This is a genomic window from Pseudoalteromonas sp. SG41-5, assembly GCF_014164495.1.
GTDB classification, from domain to species: domain Bacteria; phylum Pseudomonadota; class Gammaproteobacteria; order Enterobacterales; family Alteromonadaceae; genus Pseudoalteromonas; species Pseudoalteromonas rhizosphaerae.
The window spans coordinates 15,112-33,677 of sequence record NZ_JACJFH010000008.1 but is presented as its reverse complement, the minus strand read 5'-3'; the positions used below and the strand labels follow the sequence as shown (position 1 = coordinate 33,677).

At 40.4% G+C, this 18,566-nt stretch carries 23 protein-coding genes; 7 read left to right on the top strand and 16 right to left on the bottom strand.

Features of this window, described 5'->3' with window-relative positions:
• Positions 1-64 precede the first annotated feature (64 nt).
• The 3 genes from H5232_RS03775 to folB are packed head-to-tail and all read right to left on the bottom strand — an operon-like array spanning position 65 to position 1,708.
• Positions 65-865, bottom strand: a complete 801-nt coding sequence (locus tag H5232_RS03775) for an undecaprenyl-diphosphate phosphatase (RefSeq protein WP_182739876.1) — start codon at positions 863-865, stop codon at positions 65-67.
• A complete protein-coding gene (gene folK / locus H5232_RS03770; RefSeq protein ID WP_149981390.1) occupies positions 862-1,350 on the bottom strand; it encodes a 2-amino-4-hydroxy-6-hydroxymethyldihydropteridine diphosphokinase in 489 nt (162 codons plus the stop codon). The genes H5232_RS03775 and folK overlap by 4 nt, the downstream gene beginning before the upstream one ends.
• Before the next feature lies 1 nt (position 1,351).
• Positions 1,352-1,708 carry a dihydroneopterin aldolase gene (folB, locus tag H5232_RS03765; RefSeq protein WP_145235093.1) on the bottom strand — a complete coding sequence of 119 codons (357 nt, stop codon included), beginning with the start codon at positions 1,706-1,708 and terminating at the stop codon, positions 1,352-1,354.
• 269 nt (positions 1,709-1,977) lie between these two features.
• Here folB and plsY point away from each other — a divergent pair, with 269 nt between their 5' ends.
• On the top strand, positions 1,978-2,592 hold the full coding sequence (gene plsY, locus H5232_RS03760; RefSeq protein WP_145235091.1) for a glycerol-3-phosphate 1-O-acyltransferase PlsY: 615 nt from the start codon (positions 1,978-1,980) through the stop codon (positions 2,590-2,592).
• A gap of 2 nt (positions 2,593-2,594) precedes the next feature.
• On the opposite strand, the gene tsaD is transcribed toward plsY, so the two are convergent.
• The 3 genes from tsaD to H5232_RS03745 all read right to left on the bottom strand — a co-directional run bounded on the left by tsaD (position 2,595) and on the right by H5232_RS03745 (position 4,620).
• On the bottom strand, positions 2,595-3,608 hold the full coding sequence (gene tsaD, locus H5232_RS03755) for a tRNA (adenosine(37)-N6)-threonylcarbamoyltransferase complex transferase subunit TsaD (RefSeq protein WP_182830572.1): 1,014 nt from the start codon (positions 3,606-3,608) through the stop codon (positions 2,595-2,597).
• A 72-nt stretch (positions 3,609-3,680) separates the two neighbouring features.
• Complete coding sequence (locus H5232_RS03750) at positions 3,681-4,271, bottom strand: YjaG family protein (RefSeq protein WP_145235087.1); 591 nt, start codon at positions 4,269-4,271, stop codon at positions 3,681-3,683.
• Complete coding sequence (locus H5232_RS03745; protein WP_182739875.1) at positions 4,264-4,620, bottom strand: DUF2007 domain-containing protein; 357 nt, start codon at positions 4,618-4,620, stop codon at positions 4,264-4,266. The genes H5232_RS03750 and H5232_RS03745 overlap by 8 nt, the downstream gene beginning before the upstream one ends.
• Before the next feature lie 76 nt (positions 4,621-4,696).
• Between H5232_RS03745 and H5232_RS03740 the strand changes: the two genes are divergently transcribed.
• The 4 genes from H5232_RS03740 (at position 4,697) to H5232_RS03725 (ending at position 8,425) form a co-directional block, all read left to right on the top strand.
• Positions 4,697-5,104: a DUF2721 domain-containing protein gene (locus H5232_RS03740; RefSeq protein ID WP_149981394.1), complete on the top strand. Its 408-nt coding sequence runs from the start codon at positions 4,697-4,699 to the stop codon at positions 5,102-5,104.
• Between the two features lie 50 nt (positions 5,105-5,154).
• A complete protein-coding gene (locus H5232_RS03735; RefSeq protein WP_149981395.1) occupies positions 5,155-6,678 on the top strand; it encodes a DUF3369 domain-containing protein in 1,524 nt (507 codons plus the stop codon).
• A 120-nt stretch (positions 6,679-6,798) separates the two neighbouring features.
• On the top strand, positions 6,799-7,686 hold the full coding sequence (locus H5232_RS03730) for a LysR family transcriptional regulator (protein WP_149981396.1): 888 nt from the start codon (positions 6,799-6,801) through the stop codon (positions 7,684-7,686).
• A 118-nt stretch (positions 7,687-7,804) separates the two neighbouring features.
• Positions 7,805-8,425, top strand: a complete 621-nt coding sequence (locus tag H5232_RS03725) for a 2OG-Fe(II) oxygenase (RefSeq protein ID WP_182718387.1) — start codon at positions 7,805-7,807, stop codon at positions 8,423-8,425.
• A gap of 2 nt (positions 8,426-8,427) precedes the next feature.
• On the opposite strand, the gene ubiA is transcribed toward H5232_RS03725, so the two are convergent.
• Both ubiA and H5232_RS03715 read right to left on the bottom strand, forming a co-directional pair.
• Positions 8,428-9,306, bottom strand: a complete 879-nt coding sequence (gene ubiA / locus H5232_RS03720; RefSeq protein ID WP_182718388.1) for a 4-hydroxybenzoate octaprenyltransferase — start codon at positions 9,304-9,306, stop codon at positions 8,428-8,430.
• A complete protein-coding gene (locus H5232_RS03715; protein WP_182718389.1) occupies positions 9,303-9,848 on the bottom strand; it encodes a chorismate lyase in 546 nt (181 codons plus the stop codon). Before H5232_RS03715 ends, ubiA begins: the two co-directional genes overlap by 4 nt.
• A gap of 154 nt (positions 9,849-10,002) precedes the next feature.
• Between H5232_RS03715 and H5232_RS03710 the strand changes: the two genes are divergently transcribed.
• The gene (locus H5232_RS03710; protein ID WP_145235070.1) at positions 10,003-10,410 is read left to right on the top strand and encodes a flagellar basal body-associated protein FliL; all 408 of its coding nucleotides are present in this window, start codon (positions 10,003-10,005) and stop codon (positions 10,408-10,410) included.
• Between the two features lie 21 nt (positions 10,411-10,431).
• Here the strand turns inward: H5232_RS03710 and glpG are convergent, their stop codons facing one another.
• The 6 genes from glpG to H5232_RS03680 form a co-directional block, all read right to left on the bottom strand.
• Positions 10,432-11,253 (bottom strand): rhomboid family intramembrane serine protease GlpG, encoded by an 822-nt coding sequence (glpG, locus tag H5232_RS03705; protein ID WP_182739873.1) that lies wholly within the window; start codon positions 11,251-11,253, stop codon positions 10,432-10,434.
• Positions 11,250-11,567 carry a thiosulfate sulfurtransferase GlpE gene (gene glpE / locus H5232_RS03700; RefSeq protein WP_182830571.1) on the bottom strand — a complete coding sequence of 106 codons (318 nt, stop codon included), beginning with the start codon at positions 11,565-11,567 and terminating at the stop codon, positions 11,250-11,252. The genes glpG and glpE overlap by 4 nt, the downstream gene beginning before the upstream one ends.
• Before the next feature lie 66 nt (positions 11,568-11,633).
• Positions 11,634-12,659: an L-threonine 3-dehydrogenase gene (tdh, locus tag H5232_RS03695; RefSeq protein ID WP_145235065.1), complete on the bottom strand. Its 1,026-nt coding sequence runs from the start codon at positions 12,657-12,659 to the stop codon at positions 11,634-11,636.
• A gap of 54 nt (positions 12,660-12,713) precedes the next feature.
• Positions 12,714-13,910, bottom strand: coding sequence for a glycine C-acetyltransferase (locus H5232_RS03690; protein WP_145235063.1), 1,197 nt, complete (start codon positions 13,908-13,910; stop codon positions 12,714-12,716).
• 154 nt (positions 13,911-14,064) lie between these two features.
• Positions 14,065-14,619: a D-glycero-beta-D-manno-heptose 1,7-bisphosphate 7-phosphatase gene (gene gmhB, locus H5232_RS03685; RefSeq protein ID WP_182735366.1), complete on the bottom strand. Its 555-nt coding sequence runs from the start codon at positions 14,617-14,619 to the stop codon at positions 14,065-14,067.
• Positions 14,616-15,674, bottom strand: coding sequence for a glycosyltransferase family 9 protein (locus H5232_RS03680; RefSeq protein WP_182718392.1), 1,059 nt, complete (start codon positions 15,672-15,674; stop codon positions 14,616-14,618). The genes gmhB and H5232_RS03680 overlap by 4 nt, the downstream gene beginning before the upstream one ends.
• A 128-nt stretch (positions 15,675-15,802) precedes the next feature.
• Here H5232_RS03680 and H5232_RS03675 point away from each other — a divergent pair, with 128 nt between their 5' ends.
• Positions 15,803-16,525 carry a 3-deoxy-D-manno-octulosonic acid kinase gene (locus tag H5232_RS03675; RefSeq protein WP_145235056.1) on the top strand — a complete coding sequence of 241 codons (723 nt, stop codon included), beginning with the start codon at positions 15,803-15,805 and terminating at the stop codon, positions 16,523-16,525.
• A 3-nt stretch (positions 16,526-16,528) separates the two neighbouring features.
• Here H5232_RS03675 and hldE read toward each other — a convergent pair whose 3' ends face one another.
• Together hldE and H5232_RS03665 are read right to left on the bottom strand one after the other, a co-directional pair.
• Positions 16,529-17,968: a bifunctional D-glycero-beta-D-manno-heptose-7-phosphate kinase/D-glycero-beta-D-manno-heptose 1-phosphate adenylyltransferase HldE gene (gene hldE / locus H5232_RS03670; protein ID WP_149981403.1), complete on the bottom strand. Its 1,440-nt coding sequence runs from the start codon at positions 17,966-17,968 to the stop codon at positions 16,529-16,531.
• Entirely contained in the window at positions 17,968-18,558 is a 591-nt protein-coding gene (locus H5232_RS03665) for an SIS domain-containing protein (protein WP_182739869.1), read from the bottom strand. The genes hldE and H5232_RS03665 overlap by 1 nt, the downstream gene beginning before the upstream one ends.
• Positions 18,559-18,566 lie beyond the last annotated feature (8 nt).

The window sequence follows — 18,566 nt, the reverse complement described above, 5'->3', positions numbered from 1 at the left end:
TTATAAAAAAACGCCTTAGCTCATTGAGTTAAGGCGTTTTTATTGATCTTTTATAAACCTAGCGTTACATCATCAAAAAAACAATTAAACCCACACCCAATAATAATCGATAGATAACAAATGGCATCATCCCCATACGTTCGATTATTTTTAAGAACAGGAAAATACACGCATACGCAGAGAGAAACGATAAACCAGCGCCTAAAATTAATGTTGTCCAATCAACTATATGATCCCCTAATGCCAGCTCAATGGTGTAATACAAGCCCATCATTGAGATCACTGGAATTGCGAGTAAAAATGAAAAACGCGCAGCGCTTTGTTTATTCATCCCCAGCATTAAACCGGCGGTCATCGTAATACCCGAGCGTGATGTACCTGGGATCATCGCCATCGCTTGCGCCATACCGATCATCAGTGCTGATTTCCAAGTTAATTGATAAATTGTTTTAGTTTGCTTACCTTTTACGTCGGCATACCAAAGTAATAAACCAAACAAAATAGTGGTGATTGCAATTACCCACGCACTGCGTAAATAGAGCTCGATTAAGTCTTTAAAAATTAAACCCAGTACAGCGGCTGGTATAGTGCCTAAAATAATCCACCAGCCAAGTTTACTATCATCTGTTGTACCTTGTGCACCAAATGATTTAAACCATGCAGCAAGTATTTCGACAACTTCTTTTCTGAAGTAAATTATTACGGCAATCAGCGTGCCTACATGCACAGCAACATCAAAGGCAAGGCCTTGATCTTGCCAGCCAAGAATTTGTGAAGGGAGAATGAGGTGAGCTGAGCTTGAAATAGGTAAAAACTCAGTTAATCCCTGGATCAGGGCTAAAACAATAATTTCGATAATACTCATGGGTTAGTAAACTCCACCTTCCATAGTTTTTGCTTGGGGTTGTTATAAGTATCCCACAACTGAGCGATTGTTTGCTTTGCTGTAGGATGATAAAAATCGGGAGCTATTTCTGCCAAAGGCTGAAGAACAAAGGCATTCTTGGTGATTTCATCACGGGGTAACTGTGCAGGAGAATCACACACTACATCATCGTAAAACAGTAAATCTAGATCGAGTGTACGCGGGCTAAATTTTTTATCATTATTTGTACGACCATTCTCTCGTTCAATCTGTTTGAGTAACTGACATAACTGGGGAAGCGGTATCTGTGTTTGTGCACCAATGACTGAGTTGTAAAAGTTATTACCTGCAAAGCCAACTGCTTCGCTTTCAAAGACACTGGAATGCTCGAATTCTATAAGGTGTGCTTTTAGGGCAATTAACGCTTGGCGGATATAATGTTCTTTATCAACATTAGAGCCAAGGCTAATATAAATTTGCGCCATCTTAACGTGCCTTGAGTCGGGTAATTTCAACACCTACAGTGCGTGCTTGCGCGACGGCTGCGGGTTTACTAACTCGAATGGTAACTTGTGTTGTAGCAAACTCGGTTAAAATGATAGCCGCTAGTTGCTCTACTAAGGTCTCCAATAACTCAACAGGCTTTGCTGTCGTGTGCGCGATTACTCTCTCACTTACCTTTGCGTAATCAAGTGCTAAGGCAATGTCATCGGTTTTTGCTGCGGGTTTAATATCACACAGCATCTCGATATCAAAATACAAACTCTGTTTAGTTTCTTTTTCAAAATCGTACACGCCTATGATAGTGTCAACATGTAGTTGCGATATAAAAACCTTATCCATAACTGCTCCAACTGGCAAAAACTTAAAACTCATTGACTTGAGTCTACATCGGCTATAATTTGCATTTATAGCCTTTATACACTTTAACTGTGTTTTATTATGTAAAAATTACCCATACAATAGCCTATAGGTACATCATGTAAAAATTACCCATATGATATAAGCGTATAGATACATTATGTATCTGCTATTTGAACCACGAAAAGTATGAATGCAATTTTTGCGGCCAATGATAGCCGAAAAACTGCGATTAAAAAATAAGGAAGCGCGTGATAGCCGTTTTAATGTTAGTTTTAGCCTATTTACTCGGGTCGATTTCATCAGCCATTCTAGTGTCTCGGCTGTTTAAACTACCCGATCCTCGCAGCAATGGCTCAAACAACCCAGGCGCAACTAATGTTTATCGTCTTGGTGGCGCTGTTCCAGCCTGCTTAGTCTTAGTGTTTGATATTCTCAAAGGGACTATTCCTGTCTGGGGCGCTTATTTTTTACAACTTGAACCACTAATGCTGGGATTGATAGGGGTTGCTGCATGTTTAGGACATATGTTTCCGGTATTCTTTCACTTTAAAGGCGGTAAAGCAGTTGCAACTGCGTTTGGAACATTGCTACCCATTGGCTTGTTGTTAGGCGGGTTATTAATTTCAACCTGGGTGGCTGTTGTTGCTATTACACGCTATTCGTCACTTGGGGCATTAGTCGCCGTTTCTTTAGCGCCATTATACACTTGGTGGATCAAACCGCTTTATACCTTACCAGTAACATTTTTAACTATTTTGATTATCTTTCGCCACCACGCCAATATTAAACGTTTATTTAGTGGCAAAGAACCTAAAATTGGTGACAAAAAAACGCCACCAACTAAAGATGATAACAATACTTAAATTTAAATAGCCTCTAAACTATCTATCGGCCAACGTGGTCTCGTTTTCATATCAAGGCTGGCAAACTGCCCAGCCTTTAAGCGCTGCATACCCGCATAGGCGATCATGGCACCATTATCAGTACAAAACTCTGTGCGCGGATAATAAACCTGTCCTTTCATGCCTTGCATTACACGCTCTAGTTGCGCACGTAGCTGTATATTGGCGCTTACACCACCGGCAATTACTAAGCGATTTATACCCGTTTGCTTTAAAGCACGCTTACATTTAATAACTAATGTATCAATAACTGCGGTTTGAAACGCATGAGCGATATCGGCTTTGGTTTGCTGATCATCGTCATTATTACGAATAGTAATTGCAGCCGCCGTTTTCAAGCCGCTAAAACTAAAGTCAAGGCCCGGTTTATCTGTCATTGGTCGTGGGAAAATAAAGCGCTTAGGAACACCTTGCTCAGCAAGTTTAGCTAACCGTGGCCCACCAGGGTAATCTAAACCAAGTAACTTAGCTGTTTTATCAAATGCTTCACCTGCGGCATCATCTACCGATTCACCCAATACTTCATACTGACCAATCCCAGCGACTTTAACCATCATGGTGTGTCCACCTGATACGAGTAAAGCAATAAACGGAAATTCAGGCACGTTTTCTTCAAGCATTGGCGCCAGTAGATGGCCCTCCATATGATGAACAGCCACTGCTGGAATATTCCACCCATAGGCAAGTGAGCGTCCAATTGAAGTACCCACTAATAATGCTCCCACCAGTCCTGGGCCTGCAGTGTAAGCAATACCATCGATATCTTCAGGTCCGCAACCGGCCTGTGCAAAAGCAGCATCGATTAATGGCAAGGTTTTACGAACATGATCTCGAGATGCAAGTTCAGGCACTACACCGCCATAATCTGCATGCACTTTTACTTGGCTATAGAGTTGATGAGCAAGTAGACCTTGTTCATCATCATAGATTGCAATTCCCGTTTCATCACACGACGATTCAATGCCTAAAATTCGCACTGCAGTTTTCTCCCATGCCCTTTGGCACTTTTAAATTCTTAAAATAAATCTCTTAATCAGAGTTTTGGTTACTTAAAGTGTAATACCAATGTTTGTTTGTCCATCAGCTATAGCGTGTTGCTTTAACGCTTTAACATTTTCAGCTGTTACTCTGCCCATCTGCTCAACAAAATCAATTAACTCGCCTAACACTTCAATTTCGTATTGCATTAACGGATGTTCACGTACCGCTGTATTATCAGCCAGTTCACCTTCAACCGTTAATTGATATTCAATAAAACGCGCAACAGTCGCCTGAGAGATTTTACTAATGCTGATAAATTCTTGCTCATCTTTGGCAATTAAACCATGCATTAAACCTAATAAGGCAGTGGCGGCATCTATCGCTGGATAAGTACCGAACATATCAAAATCAGCGAGTTCTGGAACATTAGGCTCTATTTTCTCAATTTGCTTTTCAAGACTTATCTTACTTTTCGGCAGTAAGATTTTTTCCCAACACAAATTAAGTGCACTACGCAAAATAGCTTCGTCACCAAATCCTGTTGCTTCACTAAATAAACCATAATTAGGTAGCATGCGTTCAATTAATGCTGCTGCCAGTACCGCTTGTTGCAAATAGTTAAGCTCTCTTATACGCTGAAAATTATTCGCTTTAGTCATTATTTGGTGTCCTGCAAGACCAACAAATTTCAAATGTTGGCCCATTATGCTCGTTACAGTTGGGGCATACCCAATCAGGAGCGGATTGTTGTACTTGAGTGTAGTTTACCAATATTTGCCGCGCCTGGCGCTCTTTAATCACAAAAACCTGTACTCTCACTTGGGTTTGATCTAAAGGTATTTCGCCAACGGCTCCTTGTAAGGACTCACCGAGTAACTGACACTCAATATTGCTGTTAAGTAATAACCCTTTGACAATGTTTGCCTCTACCGCATTTGCAGCGCAATAGATTGTTAACCATTGAAATGGGGGTTGCTCTGTACTGTTGTTATTTATTTTATTTTGCAATGACAACCTCTTTTACTTTGCGATTAAATTACCCTAAGCTACTCTAAGCGAAGTAATTGTTATATAGGAAATAATCATGACCCTCACGACACCTGGACTGCTGTTCCCTGCAATTTCTTTATTGTTATTAGCATATACCAATCGTTTTTTAGTGCTAGCACAATTAATTCGTGAACTTAATGCCCGTGAAGGTGACACTATTCGACCATTAGTCGTTGCACAAATTACTAACCTAAGGAAACGCATTAGACTCATTCGAACTATGCAAGTCTATGGCGTTGCTTCTTTTTTAATGTGTACATTCTCAATGTTTGCATTATTTATTGAGTTTAAAACCACTGGCGTAATTTTATTTGGTATTAGCTTAGCCAGCCTTGCGCTATCGTTGCTAACCTCTTTATATGAAATACATATTTCATGTGATGCGATTGAAATTGAGCTTAAAAACATTGAAAAAAAACCACTGAGCAACAAGGCAGACTAAAAAACAAGCACTATACTCTTTAGCAGGATGATTAAACTAAAGGCGTAAACGTGAACGACTTTTTATTTTCAGAAAATGTCATTGAAGAGTCAGAAGCTCAGTCACCACAAGCGTTCTGGAATATCCTTGTGGTCGATGATGAGGATGATATTCACCAAGTCACTAAACTTGTACTATCTGGCTTTACCTTTGAAGATAAAGCTTTGTGTTTACATCATGCCTATTCAGCGAAAGCCGCAAAAGAATTATTGCAACAAAATCTCGATTTTTCGGTTGGTTTAATCGACGTGGTAATGGAAACTAGCCATGCAGGTTTAGACTTAATAAAATTTATCCGTGATGATATCAATAACCACGACATCCGCCTTATTCTTCGAACGGGTCAACCTGGCGAAGCCCCTGAAGAAGCGGTGATCCGTGAATACGATATTAACGATTACAAAAATAAAACCGAGCTGACGGCAATAAAAATGAAAACATTATTGTATTCAGCTCTGCGTTCACATCGTGATATTCAAATTATTGAGCGTCATAGAAAAGGCCTTGAAAAAATAATCAACGCTTCTAGCTCATTTTTAAAATGTGATAGTGTCCATGAATTTGCATCAACAATTTTATCCCATGTAACCAATGTTATGGGCTTAGATGACACTGAAATTTATTGTGCCGCAGCTGTTAACCAACAAACATCCCCAGCCACTGATTTTAAGCTACTGGCAGCTTCAGGTGTTGAGCCTGAACCTAATGCCGATATGATCCCCGAAGATGTAAAGCAATTATTTGTTGAAGCACACAATCGCAAATCATCTCAAAAAACCATGCATGACTACATTGGCTATTTTCCAACTCAAGCGGGCCTCGAAACGATGTTGTATGTGCGCAAAGGCTCGTTATTAGGAACCACCGATTATCAGCTTTTGGAGTTTTTTGCCAACAATATTGCTCTAGCTTACGATAACTTGAAATTACGCGAAATGATGAAGGATTCGCAAAAAGAGCTATCGTATATTCTCGGTGAAGCCGTTGAAAAACGCTCAAAAGAAACCGGTTCACATGTCAAAAGAGTTGCACACTATAGTGAACTGTTAGGTAAGTTATATGGCTTAAATAACTTTGAGTGTGAAGTAATAAAACTCGCCTCCCCCTTGCACGATATTGGAAAAATAAGTATTCCAGATCATATTCTCAATAAACCCGGTAAGCTTGATGATCAAGAGTGGGCGATTATGCAAACTCACGCCGAAGTTGGTTATGATATTCTAAAGAATTCGAATAACGAAATATTAAAATGTGGTTCAATCATTGCTCATACACATCATGAGAAATGGGACGGCTCAGGCTATCCTAATCAACTTGCAGGTAAAGATATTCACATTGTTGGTCGTATTACAGCTCTAGCGGATGTTTTTGATGCCCTTGGCAGTGATCGTTGCTATAAAAAAGCTTGGCCACTTGAAGAAGTACTCGATTTGCTCAAGAAACAGAGTGGCAAACAGTTTGAGCCAAAACTTGTGGACATATTTATTAACAATTTAACACTTTTTTTGGAGATAAAAGAGCGTTACCCTAACTGATACTTGTAACAATTGTGTGAAATGCGCTTTTCAAATTGGGTACAATGGATTACTATCTATTAAAATAATATCAATTATGTTCGCCAGTAGTGCGGCTTACTTATACAAAGGACTATAAAAGTGAGATTTGAACAATTAGAGCAATTTGTAGCTTTAGGCCAGCTACGACATTTTCGCCAAGCGGCCGAAACAACAAAAATTAGTACCTCAGCATTGACGCGCAGTATTCAGACTTTAGAAGATGAAGTTGGCTATGAATTAGTCAAACGCTCGACTCGCTCCGTGAAGCTAACAACTGAAGGTGAGCTTTTTTTAGAGTACGCACAAGACACTCTAAGCAAGCTCGAAGAAACTAAAAAGCGTTTATTTAAATCCGTTAATGGCTGTGCAAGTGAAAAGCTGGTGATTGGCTATACCAATAATGCTAGTGCCATAGTGCCTATTTCATGTGGCCAATTTTTAGCACAATACCCTCATGTAAAAATCGAAATGCAACTACAAGAACAAAGTGAGTTGGTTCGTAAACTGCAATTAGGTGAAATTGATATTAGCGTTTGTTCGCAAGCAGTTAATAGTATTGGCAATGACATACACTTACCTGATCAACTTATTTTATTCGTTGCAAAAAGCCATCCTCTTGCGAATAAGAACAATCTTTGCAAACAAGATTTAAATGATTACCCTATGTATAGTTGTTTTTCACAATCAAAACAAATTCAAACTATGTTGAATGAGGCTGTCGATAGCTTAAACAAGACCAGCAGTATAAAAGTTGGCAGTATTGAGCAAGTAATGGACGGGTTGTGTAAATCAAACCATGTTGCAATTAGCAGTATTGAACATGCAAGTTCGGTCGCAGAGAATAATAATCTGCTCCAGTTAAAAACCAATAAGAACTTAGCTCATGAGCAATTGATTGTACAAACCAGCCAGCAAGTTACTGCTGACGACCCAATAAACCAGCTCCTGTCATTAATAGAAAAGACAGCGTTATCAATTAATTCTTAAGTAACAGCATGAAAACCAAGCCTAAAGCAGAACTCAGGCTTGGTTTCTAAATCTTCAGTAGTACCTTTGCATCATTTTAAGCTAAACTACGCGCCTTCCCTGCTATATAGTACAATTAATGAGCCTTAACCTGATCCCTGGACGTTATTTAACTGACATAGAAACTCATGGCTACGCCGTGATCGAAAATATGTTTGCTGAAACACTGACTAACGCGTTGATAGAAGATTGTTATCGTATCAACCCCAATTTCAAATCAGCAGGTATTGGCCGTCAGCAGGATTTACAAATAGACAAGAGCATACGCACCGACAAGACCTTTTGGTTTGATGGTAGTAGCCAAGCTCAAATTGATTATCAAAATGCGCTAGAAGATATTAGAGTAAACTTGAATCGTTATTTCTTTATGGGTTTATTTGATTATGAGTGTCACTATGCGAAATACCAGCATGGCGACTTTTATAAAAAGCATTACGACGCATTTAAAGGGCGTTCGAACCGTGTATTTACTACTGTATTTTACTTAAATACAGTGCAATCTGGTGGTGAGTTAGTGATTTACAAACCTAAAAGTAAAGACGTTGAAATCACTATTCAGCCCAAAGCTGGCACGTTCGTGATGTTTGAAAGCGAACGCTTTATGCATGAAGTACTGCCGACAATTGATAATCGCTATTCAGTTGCGGGTTGGTTTAGGAAAAACACTTCAATCAGTGGCGTTATTGATCCACCTCGCTAACACTATAGATTAAATGGCAAGGACGCCACTAAGCCAATAAAAACGACCATACCGACATAATGATTATTTAAAAAAGCTTTAAAACAATGCTCTCTATTACGACTATGAATTAGAAATTGTTGGTAAACCAAAAAGCCACATGCCACACATAGACCAAGCCAATACGGCATTGCTAATTGACTCGTATAACCAATTAAAGCCAACAAACCTATAAATACACCATTTAGCGCAAAAATAATGATTCGATCGGCACTACCAAACAATATCGCTGTAGACTTTACGCCAATTTTCAAATCATCATCTCTGTCTACCATGGCATACATAGTATCGTATGCCGTAGTCCACGCAATATTAGCGATAAATAACAACCAGCCAAGCAGTGGGATATTATCTGTTGCAGCCATAAAAGCCATCGGAATAGCCCAACCAAAAGCTGCACCTAGCACTATTTGCGGTAAATTAGTGTAACGTTTCATAAATGGGTAGCTAAATGCCAATAGCAATGCCCCGACTGACAATAATATGGTTTGCCAACTGAGTAACAACACCAGTATGAAAGCAATTATGATAAGCAACAAAAACAAGCTTAATGCTTCGCCACTACTCACCAAGCCAGAAGCTAAGGGTCTTTGTGCTGTGCGTTTTACCGCGCCATCAATTTTACGATCTGCGTAATCATTAATAACACAACCTGCGCTGCGCATAACAAATACACCAAAGCTAAATACCACAAAATTAAGTAGGCTTGGCATACCATCACTTGCAAGCCACAATGCCCAATATGTAGGCCATAACAGCAATAAAGTACCGATAGGCTTATCGGTGCGCATTAACTGCTTATAATACGGTATATGAGCAATGTGTAAGGCAGCAAATTTCATAAATATAGATAAGCCTCTGGTAAAAATATTTCAGCTACTAAAAAACGGCTTTGCGCCAACGAAAAAATACTGCGTCGCCCCCACAAGGGTTTTGTAGCTGCAGAGTATTGGCTAACAAGCTGCTGTACTGGGTGCTGACAATCAAAACGTGCTATTTCAATTTCGGTACGTTTTAAGTCCGGATGTTGAAAAATAACATCACCTAAAGGCCGATTACCCAGTGCCAATAATTGCTGTTGTTGCATATCATCGGTGGCAGGCAGCCAGCTTTGTGCGTATACCATAGGGATGCCATCACAAAGCAGCAAAACTTCACGATTAATACCAATACGCTTTGAACAATCTAGTAATTGTTGTTGTGAAATACTCAGTTCAAACTCTTTCTCACTAAGCACTTTTACAGAGAATTCACCACACTGTGTTTTTAATTTAGCCGTCAGTGAGTTGGGTTCAAGTAGCCAGTCTTGCTCGTTACAAGACAAAGAATTGATTGATGTACCTAACTGCCAATCCGCAGTTACAGAAATAGGAAATGTGATCACGATAACTCTATTTAATAATAACCCTTTAAATGATACCACTGCCCGCGTCGGGGAAAAAGTGATGATTAATGAATATAATAGCTGCATCAGCCTGTATCTTAGCCATTATTACGTATAGACTAATAACAATTAATTACAGGGCTCTCTACTGAATATGAAAAAAACGCTTTACGCTGGCATATTAATTAGCACTTTCTTTATTAGCTTGTTTAGCAGCTTTGCAAGCAAAGCTGAATCAACTGTGGGCTACTTTGGTTTCGAACCCGATATCATTACCAACTATATTGGTCAGAGTAATAAAAAGTTAGGTTATGTGCGTATTACTGTAGATTTAATGCTCAGTGATATGTCAAACATTGCTATTGTTGAGCATCACACCCCGTTACTTAGAGATGCATTGGTAGAAATTTTATCAAAAGAGCCTGAAGAAAAAATTAAATCACTCACCGGCCGTGAAGAGATCAGAAAGCGTTGTGCCGAAAAACTCAAAACCCTGTTAAAACAAGAAACAGGGCAAGAGATCATTCGCGAAGTATTATTTACTAAATATTTATATCACTAAGTACTTATATAACTGAGTATCTTAAGCTGTTTTTTTAGTAAACAATTGAGCGGTAAACGCGTAAGCCATACCGCTTAATAGCCCACCTAAGTGCGCCCAGTTAGCCATACTTACAAACAACATGTCAGCAAAGCCTAGTACCAGCCAAATCAGCATAAAACCAATAATACCATTAGTTACTAAAGCCGGTTGTTGCGGGTTCAATGCCCGATGGATCCAACAAAACCCAAGTAAACCATAAACAACGCCACTTAAGCCGCCAAAGTTAGGGCCAACCATAATAAACTCAGCCCAATTACTAAATAGCGCGGTCACTAAAAAAAGACCTACTAAAGTACTTTTACCACTGAGCTTTTCAATACCATCGCCTAGCATGATCCACCACATAATATTAAACACTAAGTGCACAGCAGTAAAATGCACAATTGCAGGTGTAAGCCAAGTTAATGGTTGATTGGGTTTAAACTGTAATACGCTATAAATTGACTCAAAGCCACCGAGTAAGAAGGCAATGTAAATACCTACACATAATAAAGTGACCGTTTGGTTTAACCAGCTCAATGCTTTAAAGCGTGCTTTTAAATTTAAGTCATGGCCTTGATAGCTCAACGGTGATTGCGTACTTCCTACTTGCCAAGATGCCTCTTGATAACGGGCATGATTGGGGTTTTCTACAAACGCTTGCCATAATGGCTGAGCTTGATGGAAATGCTCTGGGGCAACACAAATAATTACCGTTTTTCCATCTTGCGATCGAAGCTCGCCCTGTAAGCCTTGGCTTTTTATATAATCAATAAAGCCTTGTGCTGCACGTGGATTATTTATACTACCCAGTTCGATCATCGTTCCACTTGCTCCGGAAATTGGGTTTCCCACTGGGTAAAACCACCATCCATACTGTATACATCTTCAAAGCCTTGCTCAGCTAAGTAGTTGGCTGCGCCTTGTGAGCTCATACCATGATAACAAACAATAATAATTGGCTGTTCAAACTCTTTGTTCATCATAAATTCGCCAATATTGGCATTTGATAAATGCTCTGAACCCGGAATATGCCCTGCTTGATACGAATTAGGATCGCGAATATCAGCAATCACGACATCATCTTTATTAAGTAGTGCTTGAGTTTCGGTAATTGAAATATGCTTAAATGCCATAGTACTCTCTTATAATTACAAAAAAGGCGACAAATGCCGCCTTTAATTCTCTTAACAAGTGGATAATTAATTCCAGTTAAGAATTACTTTCCCCGATTGGCCTGAAATCATCATATCAAAGCCAGCTTGGAAGTCATCTATTGAATATTGATGAGTGATGATTGGATTTAGATCGAGCCCTGACTGAATAAGACTGGCCATTTTGTACCAGGTCTCAAACATTTCACGGCCATAAATCCCTTTGATCACTAAGCCTTTAAAAATCACTTGGTTCCAATCAACCGCCATATCAGATGGTGGAATACCTAGCATGGCAATTTTACCACCGTGATTCATGTTATTTAACATGCTATTAAATGCAACCGGTACGCCTGACATTTCTAGACCAATATCAAAGCCTTCTGTCATACCAAGCTCTTTAATAATATCTTCAAGCTTTTCATTAGCCACATTAACTGCACGCGTTGCGCCCATTTTACGTGCAAGGTCTAATCGGTATTCATTGACATCGGTGATCACTACATGACGTGCGCCAACATGTTTTGCAACTGCAGCAGCCATAATACCAATTGGGCCTGCACCTGTGATCAACACATCTTCACCCACTAAATCGAATGACAGTGCTGTGTGTACTGCATTACCGAATGGGTCAAAAATAGAAGCTAACTCATCACTGATATTGTCTGGAATTTTAAATGCATTAAACGCTGGGATCACTAAATACTCGGCAAAAGCCCCCTCGCGGTTAACACCTACACCAGTGGTGTTACGGCATAAATGAACACGCCCAGCGCGACAGTTACGACAATGGCCACAGGTAATATGCCCTTCGCCCGATACTCGGTCACCAACACTAAAACCGCGAACTTCTTGACCCATATCAACCACTTCACCGACATATTCATGACCTACTACCATAGGCGTAGGAATGGTGTTTTGCGCCCACTCATCCCACTTATAAATATGTACGTCAGTACCACAAATAGCGGTTTTACGAATTTTGATTAATAAATCGTTATGCCCAACTTCAGGTTTTGGCGCATCCGTCATCCAAATACCTGGTTCTGCTTTTAATTTAGATAATGCTTTCATGAATCACACTCAATAAAAAAACCGCTGCGAAGGCAACGGTTTAAAATAAATTAATTAGATAATGCCCATTTCTTTACCAATACGGGTAAAGGCGTCAATTGCGGTATCTAATTGCTCAATGCTGTGCGCAGCAGAAATTTGTGTACGAATACGCGCTTGGCCTTTTGGCACCACTGGGAATGAAAAACCAGTGACGTAAATACCTTCTGCTAATAACTTATCAGCCATTGCCGACGCAACTTTAGCATCACCTAACATTACTGGAATAATCGCGTGATCTTTACCCGCACAGGTAAATCCAGCCGCTTCCATTTGCTCACGGAAGTATTTAGCGTTTGACCATAACTTAGCACGCAATTCACTGCCATTTTCGAGCATTTCTAATACTTTGATTGATGCTGTAACGATTGAAGGCGCTAATGAGTTTGAGAATAAATATGGGCGAGAGCGCTGGCGTAACCATTCAACTATTTCTTTTTTACCTGATGTATAACCACCCGATGCACCGCCAAGCGCCTTACCTAAAGTGCCGGTAATAATATCAACACGGTCTAGCACGTTGCAGTACTCAGGTGTGCCTTTGCCGTTTTCACCGACAAAGCCAACGGCATGAGAGTCATCAACCATAACAAGTGCATTGTATTTATCAGCAAGGTCACAGACCGCTTCAAGATTACAAATAACCCCATCCATTGAGAACACACCATCGGTGGCGATTAATTTTGTTTTTGCACCCGCTTCATCGGCAGCAATCAATTGCTTTTCAAGATCTGCCATATCATTATTTGCATAACGGAAGCGCTTTGCTTTACATAAACGAACGCCATCAATGATAGAAGCATGATTTAACGAATCAGAGATAATCGCATCATCAGCGCCTAAAATTGTTTCAAATAAACCGGTATTGGCATCAAAACATGATGAATATAAAATCGTGTCTTCCGTTTCTAAAAATTCACTGATCTTCTTCTCTAATGTTTTATGAATGTCTTGTGTACCACAAATAAAGCGTACTGACGCAACACCAAAGCCATGGTCATTTAAGCCGTTTTGTGCAGCCTGGATCAGCTCAGGGCTATTCGCTAAACCTAAGTAATTATTTGCACAGAAGTTAATAACTTTATCACCAGAAGCAACTTGAATTTGTGCTTGCTGCTGCGAAGTAATAATACGCTCATTTTTATATAAGCCTTCGGCTTTTACATCTTCAATTTGCTGCTGAAGCTGAGTAAAAAACGCAGATGCTCTCATCTGTAATCTCCAAATTATTGAACGGGGTGAGCGTACTTAAGTTAACACGGCTCATCTTTGTGGCTATTGTAAAAGTTTAGTCAAACAAATGCACTGTTTGTAGTTCATCGCAGAAATAAGGAACTGACAACTTATGCTGCCAGTTTACATTGGGCTATAGCAATATTGAGGGTAAGTCTGCTAACGAATCACAAACATGATCTGCCGAGTCGATGGCTACCGCATCAAACTCCTGCCCGGATCGTACAAGCACCCGAGTGCCAATAACCGCTTTACTTGCCGCTTGCATGTCGCTTAGTTTGTCTCCAACCATAATGCTGCAAGCTGGATTGATATGATGATCAGCGATGCCTTGCAGTAACATGCCCGGAGCTGGTTTACGACAATCACACTCTTTGAGGTATTCGGGTAATGCTTTTTTCGGGTGGTGTGGGCAAAAGTAAACATCCGTCACCTTTACTTGATGCGCAGCAAATTGGGCTATCATCCACTGTGTTAAAGCGTGAAAATCCGCCTCTGAATAGTAACCACGGCCAATACCAGATTGATTAGTCACTATGATCAGTTTATAGCCTGCATCCGCAAACGCCTTACATGCAGTAAATACGCCTGGCACAAATTCAAATTTATCCGACTCATAAACATAACCATGATCGATATTAACCACGCCATCACGGTCTAAAAATAAGGCTTTATTGATATTGCTCATAATTGCTCTTTCTCAACCACAAGGTCAAACATCAAAGCTACTTCATCAACACTTATTTGGCTCATTAGATCACTGCCTTTAACCCGCGTACCCCAAGGTAATCGCTCAGCGGTTTTACCAGTTTGCTTGAGTAAGTTTTGGTGATACACCTCAACCACGTAATTTTGATATAAATAGGGTCCAGTGCGTTTCGGGTTTGAGTGGGCATATAAACCAATAACGGGAGTGCCTACGGTGACGGCCATATGAGCAGGGCCTGTATCAGGTGCTAATACCAATGCAGCTCGTTTAAGTACGCAAAGCAACTCTTTGAGTTTGGTTTTACCCACTAAATTAAGGATTGGCGTTGTAGTGGCTGCAATAATGTCATCACTGAGCGTCACTTCAAGCTCTGTCGGGCCACCCGTGATCACCACATGAAACCCTTGCTTGTAGGCATGTTCTGCAAGCTTAGCATAGCGTTCAGCCAGCCAATTGCGTTCTTTTTTACTGGCAGCTGGAGAAATCACAAAAATTCGCCCCTCTAATCGCTCCGTACCAAGTAATTCATCAGCATTACTTTGATCATGTTCGCTGACTGGCATTTGCCAGTTTGGTTGATAATCAGGTACACCTATCGCCTGCGCAAAGCCTTTAAAGCCTTCTAACACATGAGCCTGCTGCTGTGGTGCAATGCGCTGGTTAATAAACAAGCTATGCAATTCTTTTGAGCGCGCCCAATCAAAACCAATTTTAACTTTTGCAGGAATACAACGCGCCACTAAGTTAGCTCGAAGTGCCACTTGCATATGCAGCAACACATCAAACTTACGCCCTTTAAATTGTTGTTTTAATTGCTGATAGGCTGCTTTGCCTTGTTTTTTATCAAACACCACCAGCTCAACACCGGGTAAATCAGCTAGTAACATGGCTTCAATTTTGCCGACCACCCAGGTAACTTTTGCATTGGGGTGCGCTTTTTGAATTGCCTGCACTGCAGATACGCCATGGCAAACATCACCAATTGCTGAGAGTCTTAAAATACAAATATCTGAATAGGTGGTTGAGTCAGTCACAGGTGTCCTTTGCTTTATGCTGGATAATTACCATGATCTTAAATTAACCACCCACTATTGCAAGCACTTATGCTCGGCTTTAAAACAGGTTAAGATAGCACTATCACCTGCAATAAAATAAGTACGCCATGTTTAACCAGCAAACCATCAATGAACACATTATTTTAAGCCATCCTGAGCATAGTGCCGAAATTAGCTTAAATTGGTTTGATAATGAATATTGGCAGCAGCAAGGAAAAATTGTCGGCGCCAAAAAAGGTCGCGCAACTGCATGGTTTTTCTGCCATAACGGGCTAACAGCAGTGCTCAGGCATTATTGGCGTGGCGGTTTAGTGGGTAAAGTGCTAAGTGATCAATATGTGTTTTTTGGACTGGAAAAAACCCGTGTTTACCAAGAGTTTTCATTAATGATGAAACTGTGCGAATTAGGTCTAAATGTACCAAAGCCGATTGCAGCTAAAATATCGCAAGCTGGCTTAATTTACCGTGGCGATATAATTACTCAAGCTGTTGCAGGCGCACAAAGTGTGCTTGATATATTAAAACAACGTCCCTTTAGCGCACAAGAGTTAATTAAAGTAGCACACACGATTGCGGATTTTCATAATCATGGGGTGTATCACGCTGATTTGAATATTAACAACATTCTATTTGATGAAACGGGCGAGATATACATTATTGACTTTGACCGCGGTGAACTAAAACTCCCCGCCAGTAATTGGCAACAAGCTAATATGACCCGCCTTGCTCGTTCGTTTCATAAAGAGCAAGGCCGAAATAAAGTAATGCATTGGCAAACTACAGACTGGCAGCAGTTACACACAGCATACCAGTCCACTCTTAAAATATAGCCGTTAAGCCTTTATTTTACTGATCACTTTTGACGTAGAGCAGCCATTTAAAAACTCAAGTACTTCAACTTTTCCGCCATGGCGAAGTACATGATCAGCGCCTGCAATTTGTTCAACAGTGTAATCTCCACCCTTTACTAAGATATCAGGACTGATCAGCTCAATTAATTTAGCGGGTGTATCGTTTTCTTCAACTGCACCAAATGGAATTACCCAATCAACTGATGCCAAAGCGCTCAGCACCATAGCACGCTCATCAAGCGGGTTAATAGGGCGCTCTGGACCTTTTAAACGCGTTATTGATTCATCATTATTTAAACCGACGACTAGACGATCTCCACGTGCTTTGGCTTGTGCTAAGTAACGCACATGCCCCGCATGTAAAATGTCAAAACAACCATTGGTGAACACGATAGTTTCACCATTTTGCTTTGCAAACTCAATATGCTGAAGCACATCATCAAATGGGGTTTGATAATGCTCACCGGTTTTTTGTAAGTATTGACCTAACTTACGACTTAACTCTTCAGGCGATACCGTAGCTGCCCCTAATTTACTCACTGCAATTCCAGCCGCAAGGTTAGCAATTTCCACTGCATCTTTAGGCTGCATTCCTGCACCTAACATCACCGCCAGAGTTGCAATAACAGTATCACCAGCACCGGTAACATCACTGACTTCAAGCTGTTGCGCTGCAAAATCGTGTTTTTCATCGGCACTAATAAGTGACATACCTTGCTCTGAGCGAGTCAATAGCATGGCCGCGATCCCTGCATCGCTGATCAGTGCTCGAGCACTGTCTGCTAAATGCTGTTCCGAATCTGTTTTACCACCGGCAAGCTTAAATTCATTCAAGTTAGGAGTAATAAAATCAGCACCGCGATATAAGTTTAAGTCTGAGGATTTAGGATCAATTAGAACTGTTTTTCCAGCACCTTTAGCAAGTTTTATCATTTGCTGGATCAAGCTTAATGAGCCTTTATTATAATCTGAGAATAAAACAAAGTCGTACTCATCTAATACTAATTCCAGACGGTTTAAAAGTAATTGACTGTGTTGCTCAGTAAACATCTCTTCTAAGTCAAGTCTAACGACTTGTTGATGACGGCTAATCACACGCATTTTTGAAATAGTTGGCAAATCACAAACACTGACTAATTGTGAATCTATACGTTCATCAGCTAGAATTCGCTCTAAGATTTGGCCGCTTTCATCTTCACCAATTAAACCCAACAAGCCAACTTTACCATCTAAACGAGCAATATTTTTTGCCACGTTTGCGGCGCCACCGGCTTTATCTTCAAATTTACTTACTTTCACTATTGGCACAGGTGCTTCTGGCGATATGCGCCCTGAATCACCATGCCAATAACGGTCAAGCATCACATCCCCAACCACTAATATTTTAGCGTTAGATAGGTTTTTTAATAACGCTAAATCCATTAACTCTGCCCCGCTACAACCATATCAATGGCTTCACATAACCAATGACCAATAAACATATGTGCTTCTTGAATACGTGCTGTTTCGTCATCTTTAATAATAATGGATAATTTAGCGATATCTTTTACTTTACCGCCATCGCGGCCTGTAAATGCAACTGTATAAGCGCCTATTTCATTTGCAGCAGCTAACGCTATATTAATATTAGCGCTAGTGCCAGAGGTAGTTAAACCAATCACTAAATCCTCAGGCTTACACAACGCAAGAACCTGACGCTCAAAAACTGTGTCAAAGTGATAGTCATTACTATGCGCAGTTAAGATGGAAGTGTCGGTTGTTAGCGCCATAGATGCTAATGGGCCACGTTCTAATTTGTAGCGTACGACAAACTCTGCAGCTAAATGCTGAGCATCTGCTGCGCTGCCACCATTACCAAACCAAACTACTTTTCCACCAGCTTGCAAAGTACTGTGGCAAACTTCAAGCAATTGCATTACTTGAGGGTGGTAGGTTTCCATCGTTTCAAACAATACTTGGTGACGGGTTAAACTTTCAAGGTAGCTGCTCGCTACAGAATCAATATTAGACATGGGTAATC